The sequence below is a fragment of the Streptomyces griseoaurantiacus genome (genome assembly GCF_036189845.1).
Lineage (GTDB): Bacteria > Actinomycetota > Actinomycetes > Streptomycetales > Streptomycetaceae > Streptomyces > Streptomyces griseoaurantiacus.
Map to the genome: position 1 here is coordinate 5,090,114 of NZ_CP108326.1, position 18,469 is coordinate 5,108,582.

Consider the following 18,469-nt stretch of genomic DNA (forward strand, 5'->3'; position numbering starts at 1 on the left):
TGATGTTGTGTCGAGGCTCACACGACCCCCATGGCTTTTAGGTGAGCACTCACTTGACGGTTCAGTTGCATGATCCGGCTCTCAAGCTCTCCAACAGTCTCGACGTACCGTTCGCCAAGCTGCTGGATGCGACCAACCAACGTCGAAGTCAGGGCGTTTACCTCACCAACGATCCGCTCGCTGATGGTGCTCTTCCACTTGTCGTCTAGCACGAGGGACTTCACGTCAACCTCGGTAAGGTCGCCGTATTTCTTGAGAGTGGCGAGGTTTAGCGCTGCCTCGGCTTCCTTGGCGGTCTTCTTTGCGACAGTTTCATCGTTGTACAACCTGATCAGGTGCTGGAGAGCCCTGACCTCTTCTGGTTCAGCCCTTTCGTGTCGAGCCACCTTGAGCCGAGTCGAAGCGAGAACCTTAGAGATCTTGCCGTCCTCCATCGCTTCAGCAAGCAGGCCGTCTTCGACAGCGTGTTCCTCGACATATTCCTCAACGGCCCGGCCGGCCTCCTCGGCTGCCGCGTTCAGGGTGTCAACCCTGGCCTGCTCGTCCGCAAAGTAACGAGCCACGACGAGCGTCGGCGGGATGAGGTCCATCTTGTACTTGGTGGCACTGCGCCCGGAACCGATAATGAGATCCGGGATCTCGGAGAGCTTGCGCTCCTTGTCCTCGATGGTCTTGCGGGGCTTCGCCGCATCTAGCCATCCATCGTTCATGACAAGGAAGACATCGTCGTGCATCACGCCATGCCAGTAGGTCATGAGCTGCTCATAGACGTCGTACTCATCGAGCAGCGGAGCGTTCTTGAACCGAGCCAGCAGATCATCGCTGATATGAGCGATCAGGTCTTTTGGGACGGTGTCGGCATTGAGGGCCTCGAGGGTGGGTCGATGGACAACGAACCAATCGTCCACCTGGCCGCGTACATCGGTAGCGAACTTCTGGAACTCGTCGGAGTCCAAGATGGTCTGCTGCACCTCAGCAACACCGACCGCAAGATCGCTGTAGCCAGGGCGATTTTCCTTGAACAGTGTGGTGCGAAGACTCGGAAACGCGCTCCAGTACCCGCTGAGTGCGTCTAGATCACCGTTAGGGATCCCACCGTGGACGTGAGCATGAAGATCCTGGATGTCCTCCGGCTCGGAGGAGTCGATGTAGCGCGGAATATTGAGGTTGTAGTCGTTCTTCGCATCGGCGATCTCGTGCAGCGGCACCATACGCGAATAGCGCTCGATCTCGGCCTGCCTGTTGAATACATCGACGATCTTGTGGATATCCTGGCTACGGAGACGGTTCTTGTTGCCGTCCTTGATAAAGCCCTTAGAGGCGTCGATCATGAAGACGCCGGTGCGCGCCTGAGCGTTCTCCTTATCGAGGACGATGACGCAGGCTGGAATTCCTGTGCCATAGAAAAGGTTCGCTGGCAGCCCGATGATCCCCTTGATGTAGCCACGGCGCAGCAGCTCTTTACGAATATTCGCCTCGGCGTGGCTGCGGAATAGTACACCATGCGGCAAAATGACCGCGGCTTTGCCGCTGCTCTTCAGCGACTTGAGGACGTGCAGCAAAAAGGCGTAGTCACCGTTCTTCTCCGGCGGCCGGCCGAACTCGAAGCGACCATAGGCTTTCTCCAGGCCATTGCTCCACGACTTGATTGAGAACGGCGGGTTGGCGACGGCGAAGTCGAAGGTCTGGAGTCGTTCACCCTGGGTGAACTGCGGGTTGGTGATGGTGTCACCTTTGAGGATGTCGGCGTCCTCGTTGCCGTGAAGGATCATGTTCATCTTGGCCAGCGCCCAAGTGGCGTTGTCTTTCTCCTGGCCGTAGATGGTGAGACCGCGTGGGGCCTCGTCAGCTACCTTGAGGAGCAACGAGCCGGACCCGCACGTGGGGTCGTAGACCGTGTGGTCCTGCCGGGTGCCCGGTCCGATGCCGACGACCTTGGCGAGCACCCGCGAGACCTCGGCCGGAGTGTAGAACTGACCCTTTGACTTACCCGACTCCGTGGCGAAGTGCCGCATCAAGTACTCGTAGGCGTCGCCGAGTAGGTCGTCGCCCTCAGCCCGGCTTCCCCGGAAGTCAAGGTTGGCGAAGATGGTCACCAGCTTAGCCTCGCGCTTTCATGAAGCGTGGTGTCCGACGGGTGGTCAGACAAACGAAAAGTGCCTCTGACCAGCAAGAATGAGGATTGTCGAGGTCCTTGTTCCTGCCGCCGCCGGAGGCACTTCCCAGGTGAAGAAGCGTATCGGTTCCTATCCGCGTGTCCGCATCGAGGGCGGTGGCCGGGCGGTGGTCTCGCAGGCGGGTGGCGTCCTGCTGGTGGAGACGGCCCGGAAGACAGGGCTGGACCAGGCGATATCGGCGGCTCTGGCACCGTGGCGCAAAGCGCGGGCGGTGCACGATCCGGGGAAGATCCTGCTGGATGTGGCCCTGGCGGTCGCGTTCGGCGGGGACTGCCTGGCCGATGTGGGCATGCTGCGGTCCGAGCCGGCTGTGTTCGGTCCGGTGGCCTCCGATCCCACCGTCTCCCGCCTCATCGATGCCCTCGCCTCGGGCGGGCCGAAGGCCCTGGCGGCGATCCGCACCGCACGGGCCCATGTCCGCGAACACGTCTGGAATCTGGCCGGGCAGGCGGCACCGGACGCCGGCGGACAGGTGATCGTGGACATCGACGGGGTGCTCGTGCTGGCCCACTCCGAGAAGCAGGACGCCGCCGCGACCTGGAAGAAGACCTTCGGACACCACCCGCTGATGGCCTTCGTCGACCACGGCCGGGGCGGCAGCGGAGAGCCGGCCGCCGCTCTGCTGCGGCCCGGCAACGCGGGAAGCAACACCGCCGCCGACCACATCACCACCGCCCAACTCGCCCTGGCCCAGCTGCCCAAGAAGTACCGGCGTGGACGACAGACACTGATCCGGACCGACTCCGGTGGCGGCACCCACGAGTTCGTGGCCTGGCTCGCGAAGCCGGGCCGGTGGCTGTCGTACTCGGTCGGCATGACCATCACCGACGCCATCCACGCCGCGGTGCTCCGTATCCCGGCCACCGCATGGACGGTCGCCGTCGAGCCGGGCGGCGAGATCCGCGACGGCGCCTGGGTGGCCGAACTCGACGGCGACTGCCTCAAGGGCTGGCCGGCGGGGATGCGGCTGATCGTGCGCAAGGAACGCCCTCATCCGGGCGCCCAGTTGCGCTTCACCGACGCCGACGGAATGCGGCTGACCTGCTTCGCCACCCAACACCAAGGACATGCCGATCGGCGCCCTCGAACTGCGCCACCGCCAGCGCGCCAGAGCCGAGGACCGCATCCGCGCCGCCCGTGCCACCGGCCTGCGCAACCTCCCCCTGCACGACGCCGCACAGAACCAGATCTGGCTGGAGATCGTCCAGATCGCCCTCGACTTGCTCGCCTGGATGCCGATGCTCGCCCTGACCGGCCCCGCCCGGCTGTGGGAACCCCGACGGCTCCGCCTGCGACTGTTCTCCACCGCCGCCCAGCTCGTCACCACCGGACGCCGCCGCATCCTCCGCCTCGCCCGCCACTGGCCCTGGACCCACCTGATCACCGACGCCCTGGCCCGGCTCGACACCCTCCCGAACCCCGGCTGACCAGCACCTTCCCGTCCCTGCGAACAGCACCCCCTGCCGGAGCCGTGGAACCCGGCGCCCACCCGACGCGACAGCCGGGCCACCGGCATGCTCACCACCGCCCCAACACGCCGAAACGGCCCGCCAGTTGGACTGACGAGCCGTCATGAAATGCCGAGGTTAGTTGCTGGCTGCACCTGACGCGTCGTATTTCGTCCCGCTGGCGGACGGGCGTCCCAGGAATTGAGTCCGGTTCGTGCTCTACGCCTGGACTGCCGAGCTGGCGACCCTCACGGTATGGGGGTCTTACAAGAGAGGCCGCGGCGATTAGGTGGCGGGCAGTCTCGCTGCCCGCATTGCGGGCTGTTACAGGACCGGATGGCGACACTCGAACATGACTGGGTGCTGCTGGAGCCAGACATGCAACCGCTGGCTCACACCGTCCCGGCGGAGCATCGGTGGATCGAGCTGCCCGATGGACGCGTGACGGTCTACGGGGTGTGTCCGCCGGATCAGTTCCAGCGGTGTCGGATCGAGCACCGTCTAGCCTGCCCGGCACAGCCGCTGCCGGATCTGTGGCCGTGGTTGACGAGCCTGCGTGGGGAGAACGCGCGGCAGGCCGAGCGCCGGGACGACCCCAAGCCGCCTTCGCCTCCAGAAGAGTGGCCGGACGCCGGCTGAGTGGTCCCTCGGTAACCGCTCTAATCCTTGGCGTAAGCAGAGCGTAGGCTGGCACCATCAGGGTTCTCTTAGAACCACTTACGAGGAGCCCTTTGATGGCCTTCCAGTTCGACGGCTACCTGCTGAGCATCAAGCCCGCCCGACACGTGCTGACACTCATACCGGGCTGGGGTGTGCACCGCCTCACACTGTTTTTCGAGGCCGCCGGGACGGGCGACATCCCCGAGGGGCAGGCGCACCAGCTGTCGGGTGAGCTTTGGGTGAACGACATGGGGAACTCCGGGTGGCTGGGCCCACTAATGCAGCGGTGGCCGATGGAAGCGCACCCCGAGGGTCGAAACATCAGCTTCGATGTGGCGTTGACCGACGCGCAGATACTGGGCTTGGAGAAGGCCCGGAAGGGTCGGGAGTTGGAGTTGCGTGTGGACCTGACCGCAGTGCAACTCGGTGCCATCGCAGGCTGGCCGGCTCGCACGGACCAGCTGACCGTCCGGATTTCGCACGAGGAGTGGGCGAAGACCCTTGCCCAACTCGATGCGGGTGCGTTCGTTGACGTACTGGTTCCAGTTACAGAGGTGGAGAACAGGGCCACTGCCGCGCGGCGTCTGAGGGAAGCCAAAAGCCTGATCGGCGCGGGCAGATTCGAGGAGGCCGTTGGCAAGGCCCGTCTGGCATTGGACGCTGTGAGGGAAGCCTGCGACACCGTGAACGTGGTGAGGAACCTGCCGTCTGCGCAGCAGCGGTCCCAGGAACAGCGGTGGGGGATGCTGATCCAAAGTGCCTACCAGCTATTCAGCGGGGCGCAGCACGACGATTCGGGGACCACAGAGCACTTCACGTGGTCTCGGGCGGATGCGATAGCGGCAGTGGCGACCGCGGCCGGACTCCTGGCCCGTCTGGAAGACCTGCAGTAGCGGGGCTGGCCGCGCGTGGTGCTTCTGCGCGCGGGAGGCCTCTGATCTTCACGAGCCTGCGTGGGGCGAACGCGCGGTAGGCGGAGCGACCGGACGACCGCAAGCCGCCTTAGCCTCCGGCAGGGTGACCGGATGCCGACTGAGCGCTGCCTCGGAAATCCTGGAGCTGACCAGGAAAGATGCCCCAAGATCCTGTCCACGAATAGTCCACAGCCCTCGGCAGACGGCCGCTTTTGGCGGCACACGCCTGCACATACGCGAAGACCCCGGCCTCAGCGTTTCCGCTGGTGACGGGGTCTTTGGGCACCTCATGCTGGGTGCCCCCGGCAGGATTCGAACCTGCGCACACGGCTCCGGAGGCCGTTGCTCTATCCCCTGAGCTACGGGGGCGTGTCGGTCGCGTTCGGTGTTGCTCGCGGCGACGGGTAGAACACTACCAGCTCCTCCGTGGTGGTCATGAACGGGTTTTGATGTTGAGGGGGAGGGAGTGGGCGCCGCTCCCGCTGCTTGGCGGGGGGGGGTGCCTCTGGGAGGGCGGTCCAAGGCGGCGCGTCTACACGGCAAGCACTCCGCCCCCCTCACGGGGCAGAAGTCGGGAAAAGCCGGACGGGGCGGTGTGGCTCGACCTACTCTCGAGTTGTGCCAGGCGCGTCCGGCCGGGTTCTTGTTGTGGACGACAACAAGGTCATCCGGCAGCTGATCAGGGTCAACCTCGAGCTGGAGGGCATCGAGGTCGTGACCGCGGCCGATGGCGTCGAGTGTCTGGATGTCGTGCATCGGGTGCGGCCCGACGTCGTCACCCTCGATGTCGTCATGCCCAGGCTGGACGGGCTGCGGACCGCCGCCCGGCTGCGTGCCGACCCCCGTACCCGTGATCTTCCGCTCGCCGTCATCAGTGCCTGCACCCAGTACGAGGTGGAGAGCGGGCTCGACGTCGGCGTCGATGCCTTCCTCGCCAAGCCGTTTGATCCGGCTGATCTCGTGCGGATCGTGCGAGAGCTGTTGGAGCAAGGGAGGGGACGGGGGAGAGGGACTGGTGTCGGCGGGGGTGCTCCTCGTGGTGCCGGTTCCGGTTCCGGTTCCGGATCCGGGGATGCCGATCGGCCGACGGGTCAGGCCGGCCGGGCCGAGGCGCCGCAGTCGAGTCCCTGACCCGCCCCCCAGCGCACCCGTGCAGAAGCCTCGGCCGCAGTTGAGTCCCTGACCTGCTCCCCAGCACCCGTGCAGAAGCCTCGGCCGCAGTCCAGTCCCTGACCCGCCCCCCGGCGCCCTCCCCGCACAGGCGCCCCCGCCCCGGGACCCCACCCCCGTCCACATCCCGATACCCCCGCCCCCTCGACTCGCCCTCGCACCCCCCTCCTCCCCTACGCTTGTCCCGTGACCCCCGTAGAGCTCTCCCGTACCGTGCTGCGCGCGGTGCGGTCCGCTGTCGAGGACGGGGAGCTGGACGTGGTCGTGCCCTCGCGGGCCGTGGTGACGCCGCCCGGGCCCGGGGGGTCGGGGGACTACGCCACCAACATCGCGCTGCGGCTCGCCCGCGAGGCCGGGCGGCCGCCCCGCGACGTCGCCGAGATACTGCGGGCGCGGCTGTGCCGGGCCGACGGGGTCGCCGATGTGCTCGTCAGCGGGCCCGGGTTTCTCAACGTCCACCTCGCCGACGATCTCGCCACCTCCGCCCTCGTGCGGCGGATCCGGGCGGACGGGGAGCGGTACGGGTACTCCGAGGAGTGCGCGGGGGACGAACCCGTGCTGTTGCGGGTTCCGTTCGACGTGCGCGCCGAGGTCGTCGCCGACTCCCTCGTGCGGATCATCGCCAGTCAGGGCGGGCGTGTCGAGGTCGCGCACGGGGAGCCCGCCACGCTGCGCCCCGTGCCGGCGGCCGAGGATCCGGCGCCGCTCGGCGGGGACGCCTCGCGGTGGGCGCTGCTGCATCCCGCCGGGCACGACCGGCCGCGGATCACCGCCGAGCATCTCGTGCAACGGGAGAGCAATCCGCTGTTCCGGGTGCGGTACGCCCATGCCAGGACCTGCGCCCTCGCCCGCGCGGGCGCCCGCCTCCACCTCGTGCCTGAGCCGGGGGACACGGCCCAGACCGACGTGCGGCCCCTGCTGCGCGCGCTCGCCGAGTATCCGCACGCCCTCGCGCACGCCGCGCGGCACCGGGCGCCCGACCGGCTCGCCCGGCATCTCGTCGGCACCGCCGACGCCTTCCTCGCCGTCCAGCACACCGTGCTGCCCCTCGGCGACGAGAAACCCTCGGCCGCCCACCGTGCCCGGCTCGCCCTCGCCGAAGCCGCCGGGACGGTGCTGGCCGGCGGCCTGTCCCTGCTCGGCATCAGTGCACCCGTCCATCTCTGAGGGCGGTCGCGGGCGTCTTGTCCCCGTCACCGCCCGGTCTCAGAGCACGCAGTCGCAGTCGCAGAGAAGAAGAGTAGAGAGCTCGCCGCCATGAGTCGTTCCGCACATCCCGCCGGGCCCCGGCACGCCGACGTCCTCCCCGAGGGCCACTACGCCGCTCCGCCCGTCGATCTCAACGCCCTCGACCCCAAGGTGTGGGCGCAGACCGTCACCCGCGACGAGGACGGTGTCGTCACCGTCGGCGGGGTCGACGTCAAGACGCTCGCCGAGGAGGTCGGGACGCCGGCGTACGTCCTCGACGAGGAGGACTTCCGGGCGCGTGCGCGCGCCTGGCGCACCGCCTTCGGGCACGACGCCGACGTCTTCTACGCCGGCAAGGCCTTCCTCTCGCGTGCCGTCGTGCGCTGGCTCGACGAGGAGGGGCTGAACCTCGACGTCTGCTCCGGTGGCGAACTCGCCACCGCCCTCTCCGCCGGGCTCGCCCCGGACCGCATCGCCTTCCACGGCAACAACAAGACCCCGGCCGAGATCCGGCGGGCCGTCGAGGCGGGCGTCGGGCGGATCGTGCTCGACTCCTTCCAGGAGATCGTGCGGGTCGCGCACCTCGCCCGTGAGCTGGGCAAGCGGCAGCGGGTGCAGATCCGGGTGACCGTCGGGGTCGAGGCGCACACCCACGAGTTCATCGCGACCGCCCACGAGGACCAGAAGTTCGGCATCCCGCTGGCCGGCGGGCAGGCCGCCGAGGCCGTGCGGCGGGCGCTGCAGCTCGACTCGCTGGACGTCATCGGCATCCACTCCCACATCGGCTCGCAGATCTTCGACATGTCGGGCTTCGAGGTCGCCGCCCACCGCGTGGTCGGGCTGCTCAAGGACATCCGGGACGAGCACGGGGTCGAGCTGCCCGAGATCGACCTCGGCGGCGGGCTCGGCATCGCGTACACCAGCGAGGACGACCCCCGCGAGCCGCACGAGATCGCCAAGGCGCTCACCGAGATCGTCACCCGCGAGTGCGAGGCGGCCCGGCTGCGCACGCCGCGCATCTCCGTCGAGCCGGGGCGCGCCATCGCCGGGCCGACCGCGTTCACGCTGTACGAGGTGGGCACCGTCAAGCCGCTGGAGGGGCTGCGGACGTACGTGTCCGTGGACGGCGGCATGTCGGACAACATCCGCACCGCGCTGTACGACGCGGAGTACAGCGTCGCGCTCGTCTCGCGCACGAGTGACGCGGAGCCGATGCTGGTCCGTGTGGTCGGCAAGCACTGCGAGAGCGGGGACATCGTGGTGAAGGACGCGTTCCTGCCCGCAGACCTGGCGCCCGGTGACCTGATCGCCGTGCCGGCCACCGGCGCCTACTGCCGGTCCATGGCCAGCAACTACAACCACGCGCTGCGGCCGCCGGTGGTGGCCGTGCGCGAGGGCGAGGCGCGGGTGATCGTGCGCCGGGAGACCGAGGAGGACCTGCTGCGGCTCGACGTCGGCTGAGCCCGCACCCGCCCCGGGAGAGGGCGGGGTCGAAGCATGGGCGGCGGCGGGAGATCTTTCGTTCTTCCGCCGTCGCGGCAATGAAATAGATGTCTCACAATCCGGACCAAGGGCAGGAATTCCGGTCCGTTGCGTGAGACTGGTCCAACCTGGACGGTATGAGGAAACGAGGTCGGATGATGCGTACGCGTCCGCTGAAAGTGGCGCTGCTGGGCTGTGGGGTAGTCGGCTCAGAGGTGGCGCGCATCATGACGACGCACGCGGAGGACCTCGCCGCCCGGATCGGCGCCCCCCTCGAACTCGCCGGAGTGGCCGTCCGCCGGCCCGCCAAGGTGCGCGCGGGCATCGACCCCGCCCTGGTCACCACCGACGCCACCGCCCTCGTCAAACGCGGGGACATCGACGTCGTCGTCGAGGTCATCGGCGGCATCGAGCCCGCCCGCTCCCTCATCACCACCGCCCTCGAACACGGCGCCTCCGTCGTCTCCGCCAACAAGGCGCTCCTCGCCCAGGACGGCGCCGCGCTGCACGCCGCCGCGGGCGAGCACGGCCGCGACCTCTACTACGAGGCCGCCGTCGCCGGCGCCATCCCGCTGATCCGGCCGCTGCGCGAGTCCCTCGCCGGCGACAAGGTCGACCGGGTCCTCGGCATCGTCAACGGCACCACCAACTTCATCCTCGACAAGATGGACTCCACGGGCGCCGGCTACCAGGAGGCCCTGGACGAGGCCACCGCGCTCGGCTACGCCGAGGCCGACCCGACCGCCGACGTCGAAGGCTTCGACGCCGCCGCCAAGGCCGCCATCCTCGCCGGGATCGCCTTCCACACCCGGGTGCGCCTGGACGACGTCTACCGCGAGGGCATGACCGAGGTCACCGCGGCCGACTTCGCCTCCGCCAAGGAGATGGGCTGCACCATCAAGCTGCTCGCCATCTGCGAGCGGGCGGCGGACGGGGAGTCGGTCACCGCGCGCGTGCACCCCGCGATGATCCCGCTCAGCCACCCGCTGGCCTCCGTGCGCGGCGCCTACAACGCCGTGTTCGTCGAGTCCGAGGCCGCCGGACAGCTCATGTTCTACGGTCCCGGCGCGGGCGGCGCGCCCACCGCCTCCGCGGTCCTCGGCGACCTCGTCGCCGTCTGCCGCAACCGGCTGAACGGCACCACCGGACCCGGCGAGTCCGCGTACACCCGGCTGCCGGTCTCGCCGATGGGCGAGGTCGTCACGCGGTACCACATCAGCCTGGACGTGGCCGACAAACCGGGCGTACTGGCCCAGGTGGCCACCGTGTTCGCCGAGCACGGCGTCTCGATCGACACGGTCCGCCAGCAGAGCCGACCGGACGGAGACGGCGAGGCCTCCCTCGTCGTCGTCACCCATCGTGCGTCCGACGCCGCCCTCACCGGCGTCGTCGAGGCGCTGCGCAGCCTCGACACCGTACGGGGCGTGGCCAGCATCATGCGGGTTGAAGGAGAGTAACCAGCAATGACCCACCAGTGGCGCGGAATCATCGAGGAGTACCGGGACCGGCTGCCGGTCTCCGACACCACGGAGGTCGTCACACTCCGCGAGGGCGGCACGCCGCTCGTACCCGCGCAGGTGCTCTCCGAGCGCACGGGCTGCGAGGTCCACCTGAAGGTGGAGGGCGCCAACCCCACCGGCTCCTTCAAGGACCGCGGCATGACGATGGCCATCACGCGGGCCAAGGAGGAGGGTGCCAAGGCGGTCATCTGCGCCTCCACCGGCAACACCTCGGCCTCCGCCGCCGCCTACGCGGTGCGTGCCGGAATGGTCTGCGCGGTGCTCGTGCCGCAGGGCAAGATCGCGCTGGGCAAGATGGGCCAGGCCCTCGTCCACGGCGCCAAGATCCTCCAGGTCGACGGCAATTTCGACGACTGCCTCACCCTCGCCCGCTCCCTCTCCGACAACTACCCGGTGGCGCTGGTCAATTCGGTCAACCCGGTACGGATAGAGGGCCAGAAGACCGCCGCCTTCGAGATCGTGGACATGCTGGGCGACGCCCCCGACATCCACGTGCTGCCGGTCGGGAACGCGGGCAACATCACGGCCTACTGGAAGGGCTACACCGAGTACGCCGCCGACGGCATCGCCTCGCGCACCCCGCGCATGTGGGGCTTCCAGGCCTCGGGATCGGCGCCGATCGTGCGCGGCGAGGTCGTCAAGGACCCCTCGACCATCGCGACCGCCATCCGCATCGGCAACCCGGCCTCCTGGCAGTTCGCGCTGGCCGCGCGGGACGAGTCCGGCGGCGCCATCGACGAGGTGACGGACCGCGAGATCCTGCGCGCCTACCGGCTGTTGGCGGCGCAGGAGGGCGTCTTCGTGGAGCCGGCCTCGGCCGCCTCGGTCGCCGGCCTGCTGAAGGCGGCGGAGCAGGGCAAGGTCGACCCGGGCCAGAAGATCGTCTGCACGGTCACCGGCAACGGGCTCAAGGACCCGGACTGGGCCGTCGCGGGTGCGCCGCAGCCCGTCACCGTGCCGGTCGACGCGGCGACGGCCGCCGAGCGGCTGGGCCTGGCCTGACGATGCCGTCCGCGCCGTCGCCCACCCGGGGGCGGCGGCGCGGCGGTGCGGGGGTGCACGGCGGGGAGGCGACACGCATCGTGCGCCTCCCGTGCGCCCTATGTCGCCACTGAACCCACCTTCGATAGGCTGTACCGAACCCGCCCGCCGCATATGCCGCGGTGCCGCGCCCTTCGCGCGACCCCGCGCGGCCGGTTCCGGTGCCCGCCAGGCGCCTGCCGGGTCGTTCCGCGGACGTACGGCCGGAGGGTCCCGTACGTATTGCCCGTACGTACCGGGTACGTACTGCCCGTACGTGCCCGAACCCCGAGCCGTACAGATGTCACCGCATCACTCGCCTCACCGGAGTCACCCCGTCCCGCCGAGTCCCCACGTCCCGCAGCAGATGTCCCGAAACCGGACGCCGGTCGCGCGGCCGCCACGCGTCGCGCCCCGTCCGGAAGTCCCGCAGCTCAAGGAGAGTCATCGAGAGATGGCCGGTCCAGCGTTCCGCGCCGCCGCCGTCCGGGTGCGCGTCCCCGCCACCAGTGCCAACCTCGGCCCGGGCTTCGACGCCCTCGGCCTCGCGCTGGGTCTCTACGACGACGTCGTCGTCCGGGTGGCCGACTCCGGGCTGCACATCGACATCGCGGGCGAGGGCAGCGAGACCCTTCCCCGCGACGAGAGCCACCTCCTCGTCCGCGCCCTGCGCACCGCCTTCGACGTGCTCGGCGGCCAGCCCCGCGGCCTGGAGATCGTCTGCGCCAACCGCATCCCGCACGGCCGCGGCCTCGGCTCCTCCTCCGCCGCCATCTGCGCCGGGATCGTCGCCGCGCGTGCGGTGACCATAGGCGGCGAGTCCCGGCTCGACGACACCGCGCTCCTCGAACTCGCCACCGAGATCGAGGGCCACCCCGACAACGTCGCCGCCTGTCTGCTCGGCGGGTTCACGCTCTCCTGGATGGAGGCCGGCGCCGCCCGGGCCATCAGGACCGAGCCCGCCGATTCCATCGTTCCAGTGGTTTTCGTGCCCGGGAAACCCGTCCTCACCGAGACCGCGCGCGGCCTGCTCCCGCGCACCGTCCCGCACGTCGACGCCGCCGCCAACGCGGGCCGCGCCGCCCTGCTCGTCGAGGCCCTCACCCGGCGCCCCGAGCTGCTGCTGCCCGCCACCGAGGACCGTCTCCACCAGGAGTACCGCGCGCCCGCCATGCCGGAGAGCGCCGCACTGGTGGAACGGCTGCGCGGGGACGGCGTACCGGCGGTCATCTCCGGTGCCGGACCCACGGTTCTGGCCCTCGCGGACGCCGCGAGCGCCGACAAGGTGGCCGATCTGGCGGGCCCCGGCTGGGCCGCCAACCGGCTGGAACTCGACGGCACCGGGGCGAGCGTGCTGCCGCTCACGGCCCCCGGAACGGAAGCCGGCGGCGAGGCCGGTTCCGGGGCCGGCGGCGGGCAATAACCACCGACAGCGTCCGGTTGCCGGATTTCGAGAGGGGGAATGTTTGTTGGATCCGGTAGTGTTAACCTCAAGTCTGCACCCGACCCCGCCATGGCGAGGTGCTTCGTGTCCCCGTTCGGGACAGACATTCTTCCGGGAGCCTCCCAAGCCGCACCGTGTTCGGTACGACGTATGCGGGCAGTACGCCGTACGGCAACACTGAGCTGTTTGCCGGGCACGCTCCGGGACCGGCGTGAGCCAGCCGCGTGACACCGACACCAAGTGCCACCGCTCAGGCAAGCGTCATCACCAGAAATCTCCTCCGCCGCGTTGGCGGACCACCGCCCCGGCGCGATCCGACACCCTCGGACCGAAGCCGGACAGCACAACCGGTCGCCGAGCCAGACAGGCCGACGTCCGCTCCAGGGAAGGACCCTTCGTGAGCGACACCACCGATCTGATGGGCGCACGTGTCGAGGACACCGCTGCCGCGCCCGCCACGGACGCCTCCGCGCCTGCCACCGGTGCCGGCTCCCGGCGGCGCCGTGGCACCGGCCTTGAGGGCATGGTGCTGGCCGAGCTGCAGCAGGTCGCCTCGGGCCTCGGTATCAGGGGCACCGCGCGGATGCGCAAGAGTCAGCTGATCGAGGTCATCAAGGAGGCACAGGCCGGCGGGGGAGCCCCCGCCAAGGCCGCCGCGGACACCGCGGGCGAGACCAAGCCGAAGCGCCGGGCCACCTCCCGCACGCGCACGGGCGAGGAGGCCGCGCCCGCCGCGAAGAAGACCGAGGAGCCCGCCGAGCAGGCCGCCTCCCAGCAGCAGATCGACATCCCCGGTCAGCCTGCGGGTGGCGAAGCCCCCGCCGAGCGCCGTCGGCGCCGGGCGACCGCCGAGGCGGGCAGCCCCGAGACGGTCACCGCCGAGGCGCGCGGCGAGTCGAAGGCCGAGACCTCCGCCCCGCAGCAGAACCAGGCCCAGCAGAACCAGGGCCAGGGCCAGCAGAACCAGGGCGGCGAGGGCGACCAGGGCGGCGAGGGCCGTCAGGGCCGGCAGAGCCGCCGCGAGCGCGGCCGTGACCGCGACCGGGACCGTGACCGCGGCGACCGCGACCGCGGTGACCGGGGCGACCGGGGTGACCGCGACCGCCGCACCAAGGCCGACGACCAGGGCAACCAGCAGCGCGGCCAGCAGAACAACCAGCAGCGCGGTGGTGGCGGCCAGCAGGACGACGGCTACGACGACGACGGCGGGGGCCGCCGCGGCCGCCGCGGCCGGTACCGCGACCGCCGGGGCCGTCGCGGCCGCGACGACGTGCAGGAGCCGCAGATCAACGAGGACGACGTCCTGATCCCCGTCGCGGGCATCCTGGACATCCTCGACAACTACGCGTTCATCCGGACCTCCGGCTACCTGCCCGGCCCGAACGACGTGTACGTCTCCCTCGCCCAGGTCCGCAAGAACGGCCTGCGCAAGGGCGACCACGTCACCGGCGCGGTCCGCCAGCCCAAGGAGGGCGAGCGCCGCGAGAAGTTCAACGCGCTGGTCCGCCTGGACTCCGTCAACGGCATGGCGCCCGAACACGGCCGCGGCCGCCCGGAGTTCAACAAGCTCACCCCGCTCTACCCGCAGGACCGGCTCCGCCTGGAGACCGACCCGGGCGTGCTGACGACCCGGATCATCGACCTGGTCTCGCCCATCGGCAAGGGCCAGCGCGGTCTGATCGTGGCCCCGCCGAAGACCGGCAAGACCATGATCATGCAGGCGGTCGCCAACGCGATCACGCACAACAACCCCGAGTGCCACCTGATGGTCGTCCTGGTCGACGAGCGTCCGGAAGAGGTCACCGACATGCAGCGGTCGGTCAAGGGCGAGGTCATCTCCTCGACCTTCGACCGCCCGGCCGAGGACCACACCACGGTCGCCGAGCTCGCCATCGAGCGCGCCAAGCGCCTGGTGGAGCTGGGTCACGACGTCGTCGTGCTGCTCGACTCGATCACCCGTCTGGGCCGCGCGTACAACCTCGCCGCCCCGGCCTCCGGCCGCATCCTCTCCGGTGGTGTCGACTCCACGGCCCTGTACCCGCCGAAGCGCTTCTTCGGTGCGGCCCGCAACATCGAGGACGGCGGCTCGCTGACCATCCTCGCCACCGCCCTGGTGGACACCGGGTCCCGCATGGACGAGGTGATCTTCGAGGAGTTCAAGGGCACCGGCAACATGGAGCTCAAGCTCGACCGGAAGCTCGCCGACAAGCGCATCTTCCCCGCGGTGGACGTCGACGCGTCCGGCACCCGCAAGGAGGAGATCCTGCTCGGCGGCGACGAGCTGGCCATCGTCTGGAAGCTGCGCCGGGTGCTGCACGCGCTCGACTCGCAGCAGGCGATCGAACTGCTCCTCGACAAGATGAAGCAGACCAAGTCGAACGCCGAGTTCCTGATGCAGATCCAGAAGACGACGCCGGCGCCGGGCAACGGCGACTGAGCGCGTCCGCCGCAGCGTCACAGGCGAACGAAGGGGTGCACGGCCGGCCGGCCGTGCACCCCTTCGGCGTGTCCGGGGCAGCGGAACGGCGGTCGACGCGCACACCGGCGGCGGACCATCGGTGACAAAGCGCACACAGGGGGCACAACAGGGAGTGCAACCACATGTCGGCTTTCGCCGTCTCCCCGATCGGAGTGACCATGGGGGGACGACCCGCCGCCACCCGAGGCGAACAGAGGAGCACATGCCCGCCGACAGCACACCGGACGCCGTGACCCCGGACCACGGCCCCACGGGCCACAGGAGCCCCGAGGGCCCAGGGCGGGGCACGGGAGGCAGAGGCCGCCGCCGCAGGCCGCTCAGCGCGCGGCGCAAGGCCCTGCGCCTCACGTCCTGGGTCGCCTTCGGCGTCCTCGTGCTCGGCGGGAGCAGCCTGGGCTACCTGTACCTCAAGCTCAACGGCAACATCCGCAGCATCGACCTCAACCAGGCGCTGGGCGGCCACCGCCCCTCCGACGTCGACAACGGCTCCGAGGACATCCTGGTCCTGGGCTCCGACACCCGCTCCGGCGGCAACAAGAAGCTGGGCGGCGGCACGGACGACGGCACGGCCCGCTCCGACACCGCGATGATCGTGCACGTGTACGAGGGCCACAAGCGGGCGAGCGTCGTCTCGCTGCCGCGCGACACCCTCGTCGACCGCCCCGCCTGCACCGGCGCCGACGGCACCGCGCACCCCGCCGCCTCCGGCGTCATGTTCAATTCCGCTTACTCCACCGGGGGCGCCGCCTGCGCCGTCAAGACCGTGGAGAGCATGAGCGGCATCCGGATGGACCACTTCCTGGAGGTCGACTTCTCCGGCTTCCAGAAACTCGTCGACGAGCTCGGCGGCGTCAAGGTGACCACGACGAAGCCCATCGACGACCCCGACAGCCATCTCGACCTCCCGGCCGGCACCCACACCCTCGACGGGAAGCAGTCGCTCGGCCTCGTCCGCACCCGGCACGGTGTGGGCGACGGCTCCGACCTCGGCCGCATCCAGCTCCAGCAGGCGTTCATCAGGGCGCTCGTCACCCAGGTGAGGCACATCGGCGTCCTGACCAGCCCGAAGAAGCTCTACGACCTCGCGGACACGGCGACCAAGGCGGTCACCACCGACTCCGGCCTCGGCTCGGTCAAGAACCTGGTGTCCTTCGCGGGCGGCCTCAAGGGGATCGGCGCGGACCGGATGGACATGGTGACGATGCCGGTGCGCTACGACCCCGCGAACGGCAACCGGGTGCTGGTGGACCGGGCCAGGGCCACACAGGTGTGGGCGGCCCTGAAGGCGGACGAGGCGATCCCCGCGAGCGCCACCGAGGGGACCGCGGCGGGGGAGGCCGAGGGGGTCGTGGCGGGGACGGAATAACCGGCCGCTACCCCCCGTTTTGGGGGATGCGGCCAGTTGCTGGCAGACTGGCACGTCGGCTCCGGTTCACGCCTCCGCATCCCGCGGCTGCGACCCGGCGCCCTCCCGAACCTAGGAGACACCTTGAAGCGCGACATCCACCCCGAGTACGTCGAGACGCAGGTCAGCTGCACCTGTGGCGCGTCGTTCACCACTCGCAGCACCATCCAGTCCGGCACCATCCGTGCCGAGGTCTGCTCCGAGTGCCACCCGTTCTACACGGGCAAGCAGAAGATCCTCGACACCGGTGGCCGCGTGGCCCGCTTCGAGGCCCGCTTCGGCAAGGCTGCCGCTGCCAAGAAGTAGCGAGCCCACAGCGCCGGTCCCCGGGTCCCCGCCGATATGGCGGGGGCGCCGGGGCCGGCGCTTTGCGGTGCAGCCATTGTTCGTCATTTCACATGGGAGCCGGAGATGTTCGAGGCGGTCGAGGAACTCGTCGGTGAGCACGCCGACCTGGAGAAGAAGCTCGCCGACCCTGCCGTGCACGCCGACCAGGCCAACGCGCGCAGGCTCAACAAGCGCTACGCCGAGCTGACCCCGATCGTCGCCACCTACCGGTCCTGGAAGCGGACGGGGGACGACCTCGGCACCGCGCGCGAGTTCGCGGCCGACGACCCCGACTTCGTCGCCGAGGTCAAGGAGCTGGAGCAGCAGCGCGAGGAGCTCACCGAGAAGCTGCGGCTGCTGCTCGTCCCGCGCGACCCCAGCGACGACAAGGACGTCATCCTCGAGATCAAGGCCGGCGCCGGCGGCGACGAGTCCGCCCTGTTCGCCGGGGACCTGCTGCGCATGTACCTGCGCTACGCCGAGCGGGTCGGCTGGAAGACCGAGATCATCGACGCCACCGAGTCCGAGCTCGGCGGGTACAAGGACGTCCAGGTCGCCGTGAAGACGAAGCCTCATGGGGTCAGCCAGGGCGCCACCGAGCCCGGCCAGGGCGTGTGGGCCCGGCTGAAGTACGAGGGCGGCGTGCACCGCGTGCAGCGCGTCCCGGCGACCGAGTCCCAGGGCCGCATCCACACCTCCGCCGCCGGCGTGCTCGTCACGCCCGAGGCCGAGGAGGTCGACGTGGAGATCAACCCCAACGACCTGCGGATCGACGTCTACCGGTCCTCCGGGCCCGGCGGGCAGTCGGTCAACACCACCGACTCCGCGGTCCGCATCACGCACCTGCCGACCGGTGTCGTCGCCTCCTGCCAGAACGAGAAGAGCCAGCTCCAGAACAAGGAGCAGGCGCTGCGCATCCTGCGCTCCAGGCTTCTCGCGGCGGCGCAGGAGGAGGCGGAGAAGGAGGCCGCGGACGCCCGCCGCAGCCAGGTCCGCACCGTCGACCGCTCCGAGAAGATCCGCACGTACAACTACCCGGAGAACCGCATCTCGGACCACCGGGTCGGCTTCAAGGCGTACAACCTGGACCAGGTCCTGGACGGCGACCTCGACGCGGTCATCCAGGCCTGCGTCGACGCGGACTCGGCGGCCAAGCTCGCCGCCGCCTAGGCGGGCGCGGGCCGCAGGGCAGGGTCGGACGAACACAGTTACCGGAGGACGAGCGGTGCAGCCTA

General features: G+C 69.8%; 13 protein-coding genes, 1 tRNA gene and 1 pseudogene. 13 read left to right on the forward strand and 2 right to left on the reverse strand.

The genetic code is table 11. The features are described 5' to 3' along the window. Positions 1–17: 17 nt before the first annotated feature. On the reverse strand, positions 18–2,096 hold the full coding sequence (locus tag OHB09_RS22765; RefSeq protein ID WP_328922461.1) for an N-6 DNA methylase: 2,079 nt from the start codon (positions 2,094–2,096) through the stop codon (positions 18–20). 130 nt (positions 2,097–2,226) lie between these two features. Between OHB09_RS22765 and OHB09_RS22770 the strand changes: the two are divergent. From OHB09_RS22770 to OHB09_RS22780, 3 genes and pseudogenes are all read left to right on the forward strand, one after another. Beyond that, positions 2,227–3,604, forward strand: a pseudogene (locus tag OHB09_RS22770) (IS1380 family transposase). Between the two features lie 276 nt (positions 3,605–3,880). After that, positions 3,881–4,264, forward strand: coding sequence for a DUF6083 domain-containing protein (locus tag OHB09_RS22775; protein ID WP_328922462.1), 384 nt, complete (start codon positions 3,881–3,883; stop codon positions 4,262–4,264). Positions 4,265–4,359: 95 nt separating this feature from the next. Then, positions 4,360–5,178: a hypothetical protein gene (locus OHB09_RS22780; RefSeq protein ID WP_328922463.1), complete on the forward strand. Its 819-nt coding sequence runs from the start codon at positions 4,360–4,362 to the stop codon at positions 5,176–5,178. A gap of 318 nt (positions 5,179–5,496) precedes the next feature. Here OHB09_RS22780 and OHB09_RS22785 read toward each other — a convergent pair. Then, positions 5,497–5,568, reverse strand: a tRNA-Arg gene (locus OHB09_RS22785). A gap of 249 nt (positions 5,569–5,817) precedes the next feature. On the opposite strand from OHB09_RS22785, the gene OHB09_RS22790 reads away from it, so the two are divergent. From OHB09_RS22790 to prfA, 10 genes are all read left to right on the forward strand, one after another. Continuing rightward, the gene (locus OHB09_RS22790; RefSeq protein WP_328922464.1) at positions 5,818–6,330 is read left to right on the forward strand and encodes a response regulator; all 513 of its coding nucleotides are present in this window, start codon (positions 5,818–5,820) and stop codon (positions 6,328–6,330) included. Between the two features lie 225 nt (positions 6,331–6,555). After that, a complete protein-coding gene (gene nrtL, locus OHB09_RS22795) occupies positions 6,556–7,536 on the forward strand; it encodes an ArgS-related anticodon-binding protein NrtL (RefSeq protein WP_328922465.1) in 981 nt (326 codons plus the stop codon). Between the two features lie 90 nt (positions 7,537–7,626). Then, on the forward strand, positions 7,627–9,018 hold the full coding sequence (gene lysA / locus OHB09_RS22800) for a diaminopimelate decarboxylase (protein WP_006142436.1): 1,392 nt from the start codon (positions 7,627–7,629) through the stop codon (positions 9,016–9,018). Positions 9,019–9,194: 176 nt separating this feature from the next. After that, positions 9,195–10,496, forward strand: a complete 1,302-nt coding sequence (locus OHB09_RS22805) for a homoserine dehydrogenase (RefSeq protein ID WP_006142437.1) — start codon at positions 9,195–9,197, stop codon at positions 10,494–10,496. Positions 10,497–10,502: 6 nt separating this feature from the next. Beyond that, positions 10,503–11,561, forward strand: coding sequence for a threonine synthase (gene thrC, locus OHB09_RS22810; RefSeq protein ID WP_319117993.1), 1,059 nt, complete (start codon positions 10,503–10,505; stop codon positions 11,559–11,561). A gap of 472 nt (positions 11,562–12,033) precedes the next feature. Continuing rightward, positions 12,034–13,002, forward strand: a complete 969-nt coding sequence (thrB, locus tag OHB09_RS22815) for a homoserine kinase (protein WP_167795176.1) — start codon at positions 12,034–12,036, stop codon at positions 13,000–13,002. Between the two features lie 418 nt (positions 13,003–13,420). Continuing rightward, complete coding sequence (gene rho / locus OHB09_RS22820; protein WP_006142440.1) at positions 13,421–15,460, forward strand: transcription termination factor Rho; 2,040 nt, start codon at positions 13,421–13,423, stop codon at positions 15,458–15,460. A 244-nt stretch (positions 15,461–15,704) separates the two neighbouring features. Next, positions 15,705–16,868: an LCP family protein gene (locus OHB09_RS22825; RefSeq protein WP_006142441.1), complete on the forward strand. Its 1,164-nt coding sequence runs from the start codon at positions 15,705–15,707 to the stop codon at positions 16,866–16,868. A 123-nt stretch (positions 16,869–16,991) separates the two neighbouring features. Next, complete coding sequence (gene rpmE, locus OHB09_RS22830) at positions 16,992–17,213, forward strand: 50S ribosomal protein L31 (protein ID WP_006142443.1); 222 nt, start codon at positions 16,992–16,994, stop codon at positions 17,211–17,213. Positions 17,214–17,318: 105 nt separating this feature from the next. Then, positions 17,319–18,404 (forward strand): peptide chain release factor 1, encoded by a 1,086-nt coding sequence (prfA, locus tag OHB09_RS22835; RefSeq protein ID WP_093591708.1) that lies wholly within the window; start codon positions 17,319–17,321, stop codon positions 18,402–18,404. Positions 18,405–18,469 lie beyond the last annotated feature (65 nt).

Coding starts and splice junctions, on each gene's coding strand:
- OHB09_RS22805 (WP_006142437.1), top strand. CDS start 9,195: ATGATGCGTACGCGTCCGCTGAAAGTGGCGCTGCTGGGCTGTGGGGTA.
- thrC (WP_319117993.1), top strand. CDS start 10,503: ATGACCCACCAGTGGCGCGGAATCATCGAGGAGTACCGGGACCGGCTG.
- OHB09_RS22825 (WP_006142441.1), top strand. CDS start 15,705: ATGCCCGCCGACAGCACACCGGACGCCGTGACCCCGGACCACGGCCCC.
- OHB09_RS22780 (WP_328922463.1), top strand. CDS start 4,360: ATGGCCTTCCAGTTCGACGGCTACCTGCTGAGCATCAAGCCCGCCCGA.
- OHB09_RS22775 (WP_328922462.1), top strand. CDS start 3,881: ATGGGGGTCTTACAAGAGAGGCCGCGGCGATTAGGTGGCGGGCAGTCT.
- lysA (WP_006142436.1), top strand. CDS start 7,627: ATGAGTCGTTCCGCACATCCCGCCGGGCCCCGGCACGCCGACGTCCTC.
- prfA (WP_093591708.1), top strand. CDS start 17,319: ATGTTCGAGGCGGTCGAGGAACTCGTCGGTGAGCACGCCGACCTGGAG.
- thrB (WP_167795176.1), top strand. CDS start 12,034: ATGGCCGGTCCAGCGTTCCGCGCCGCCGCCGTCCGGGTGCGCGTCCCC.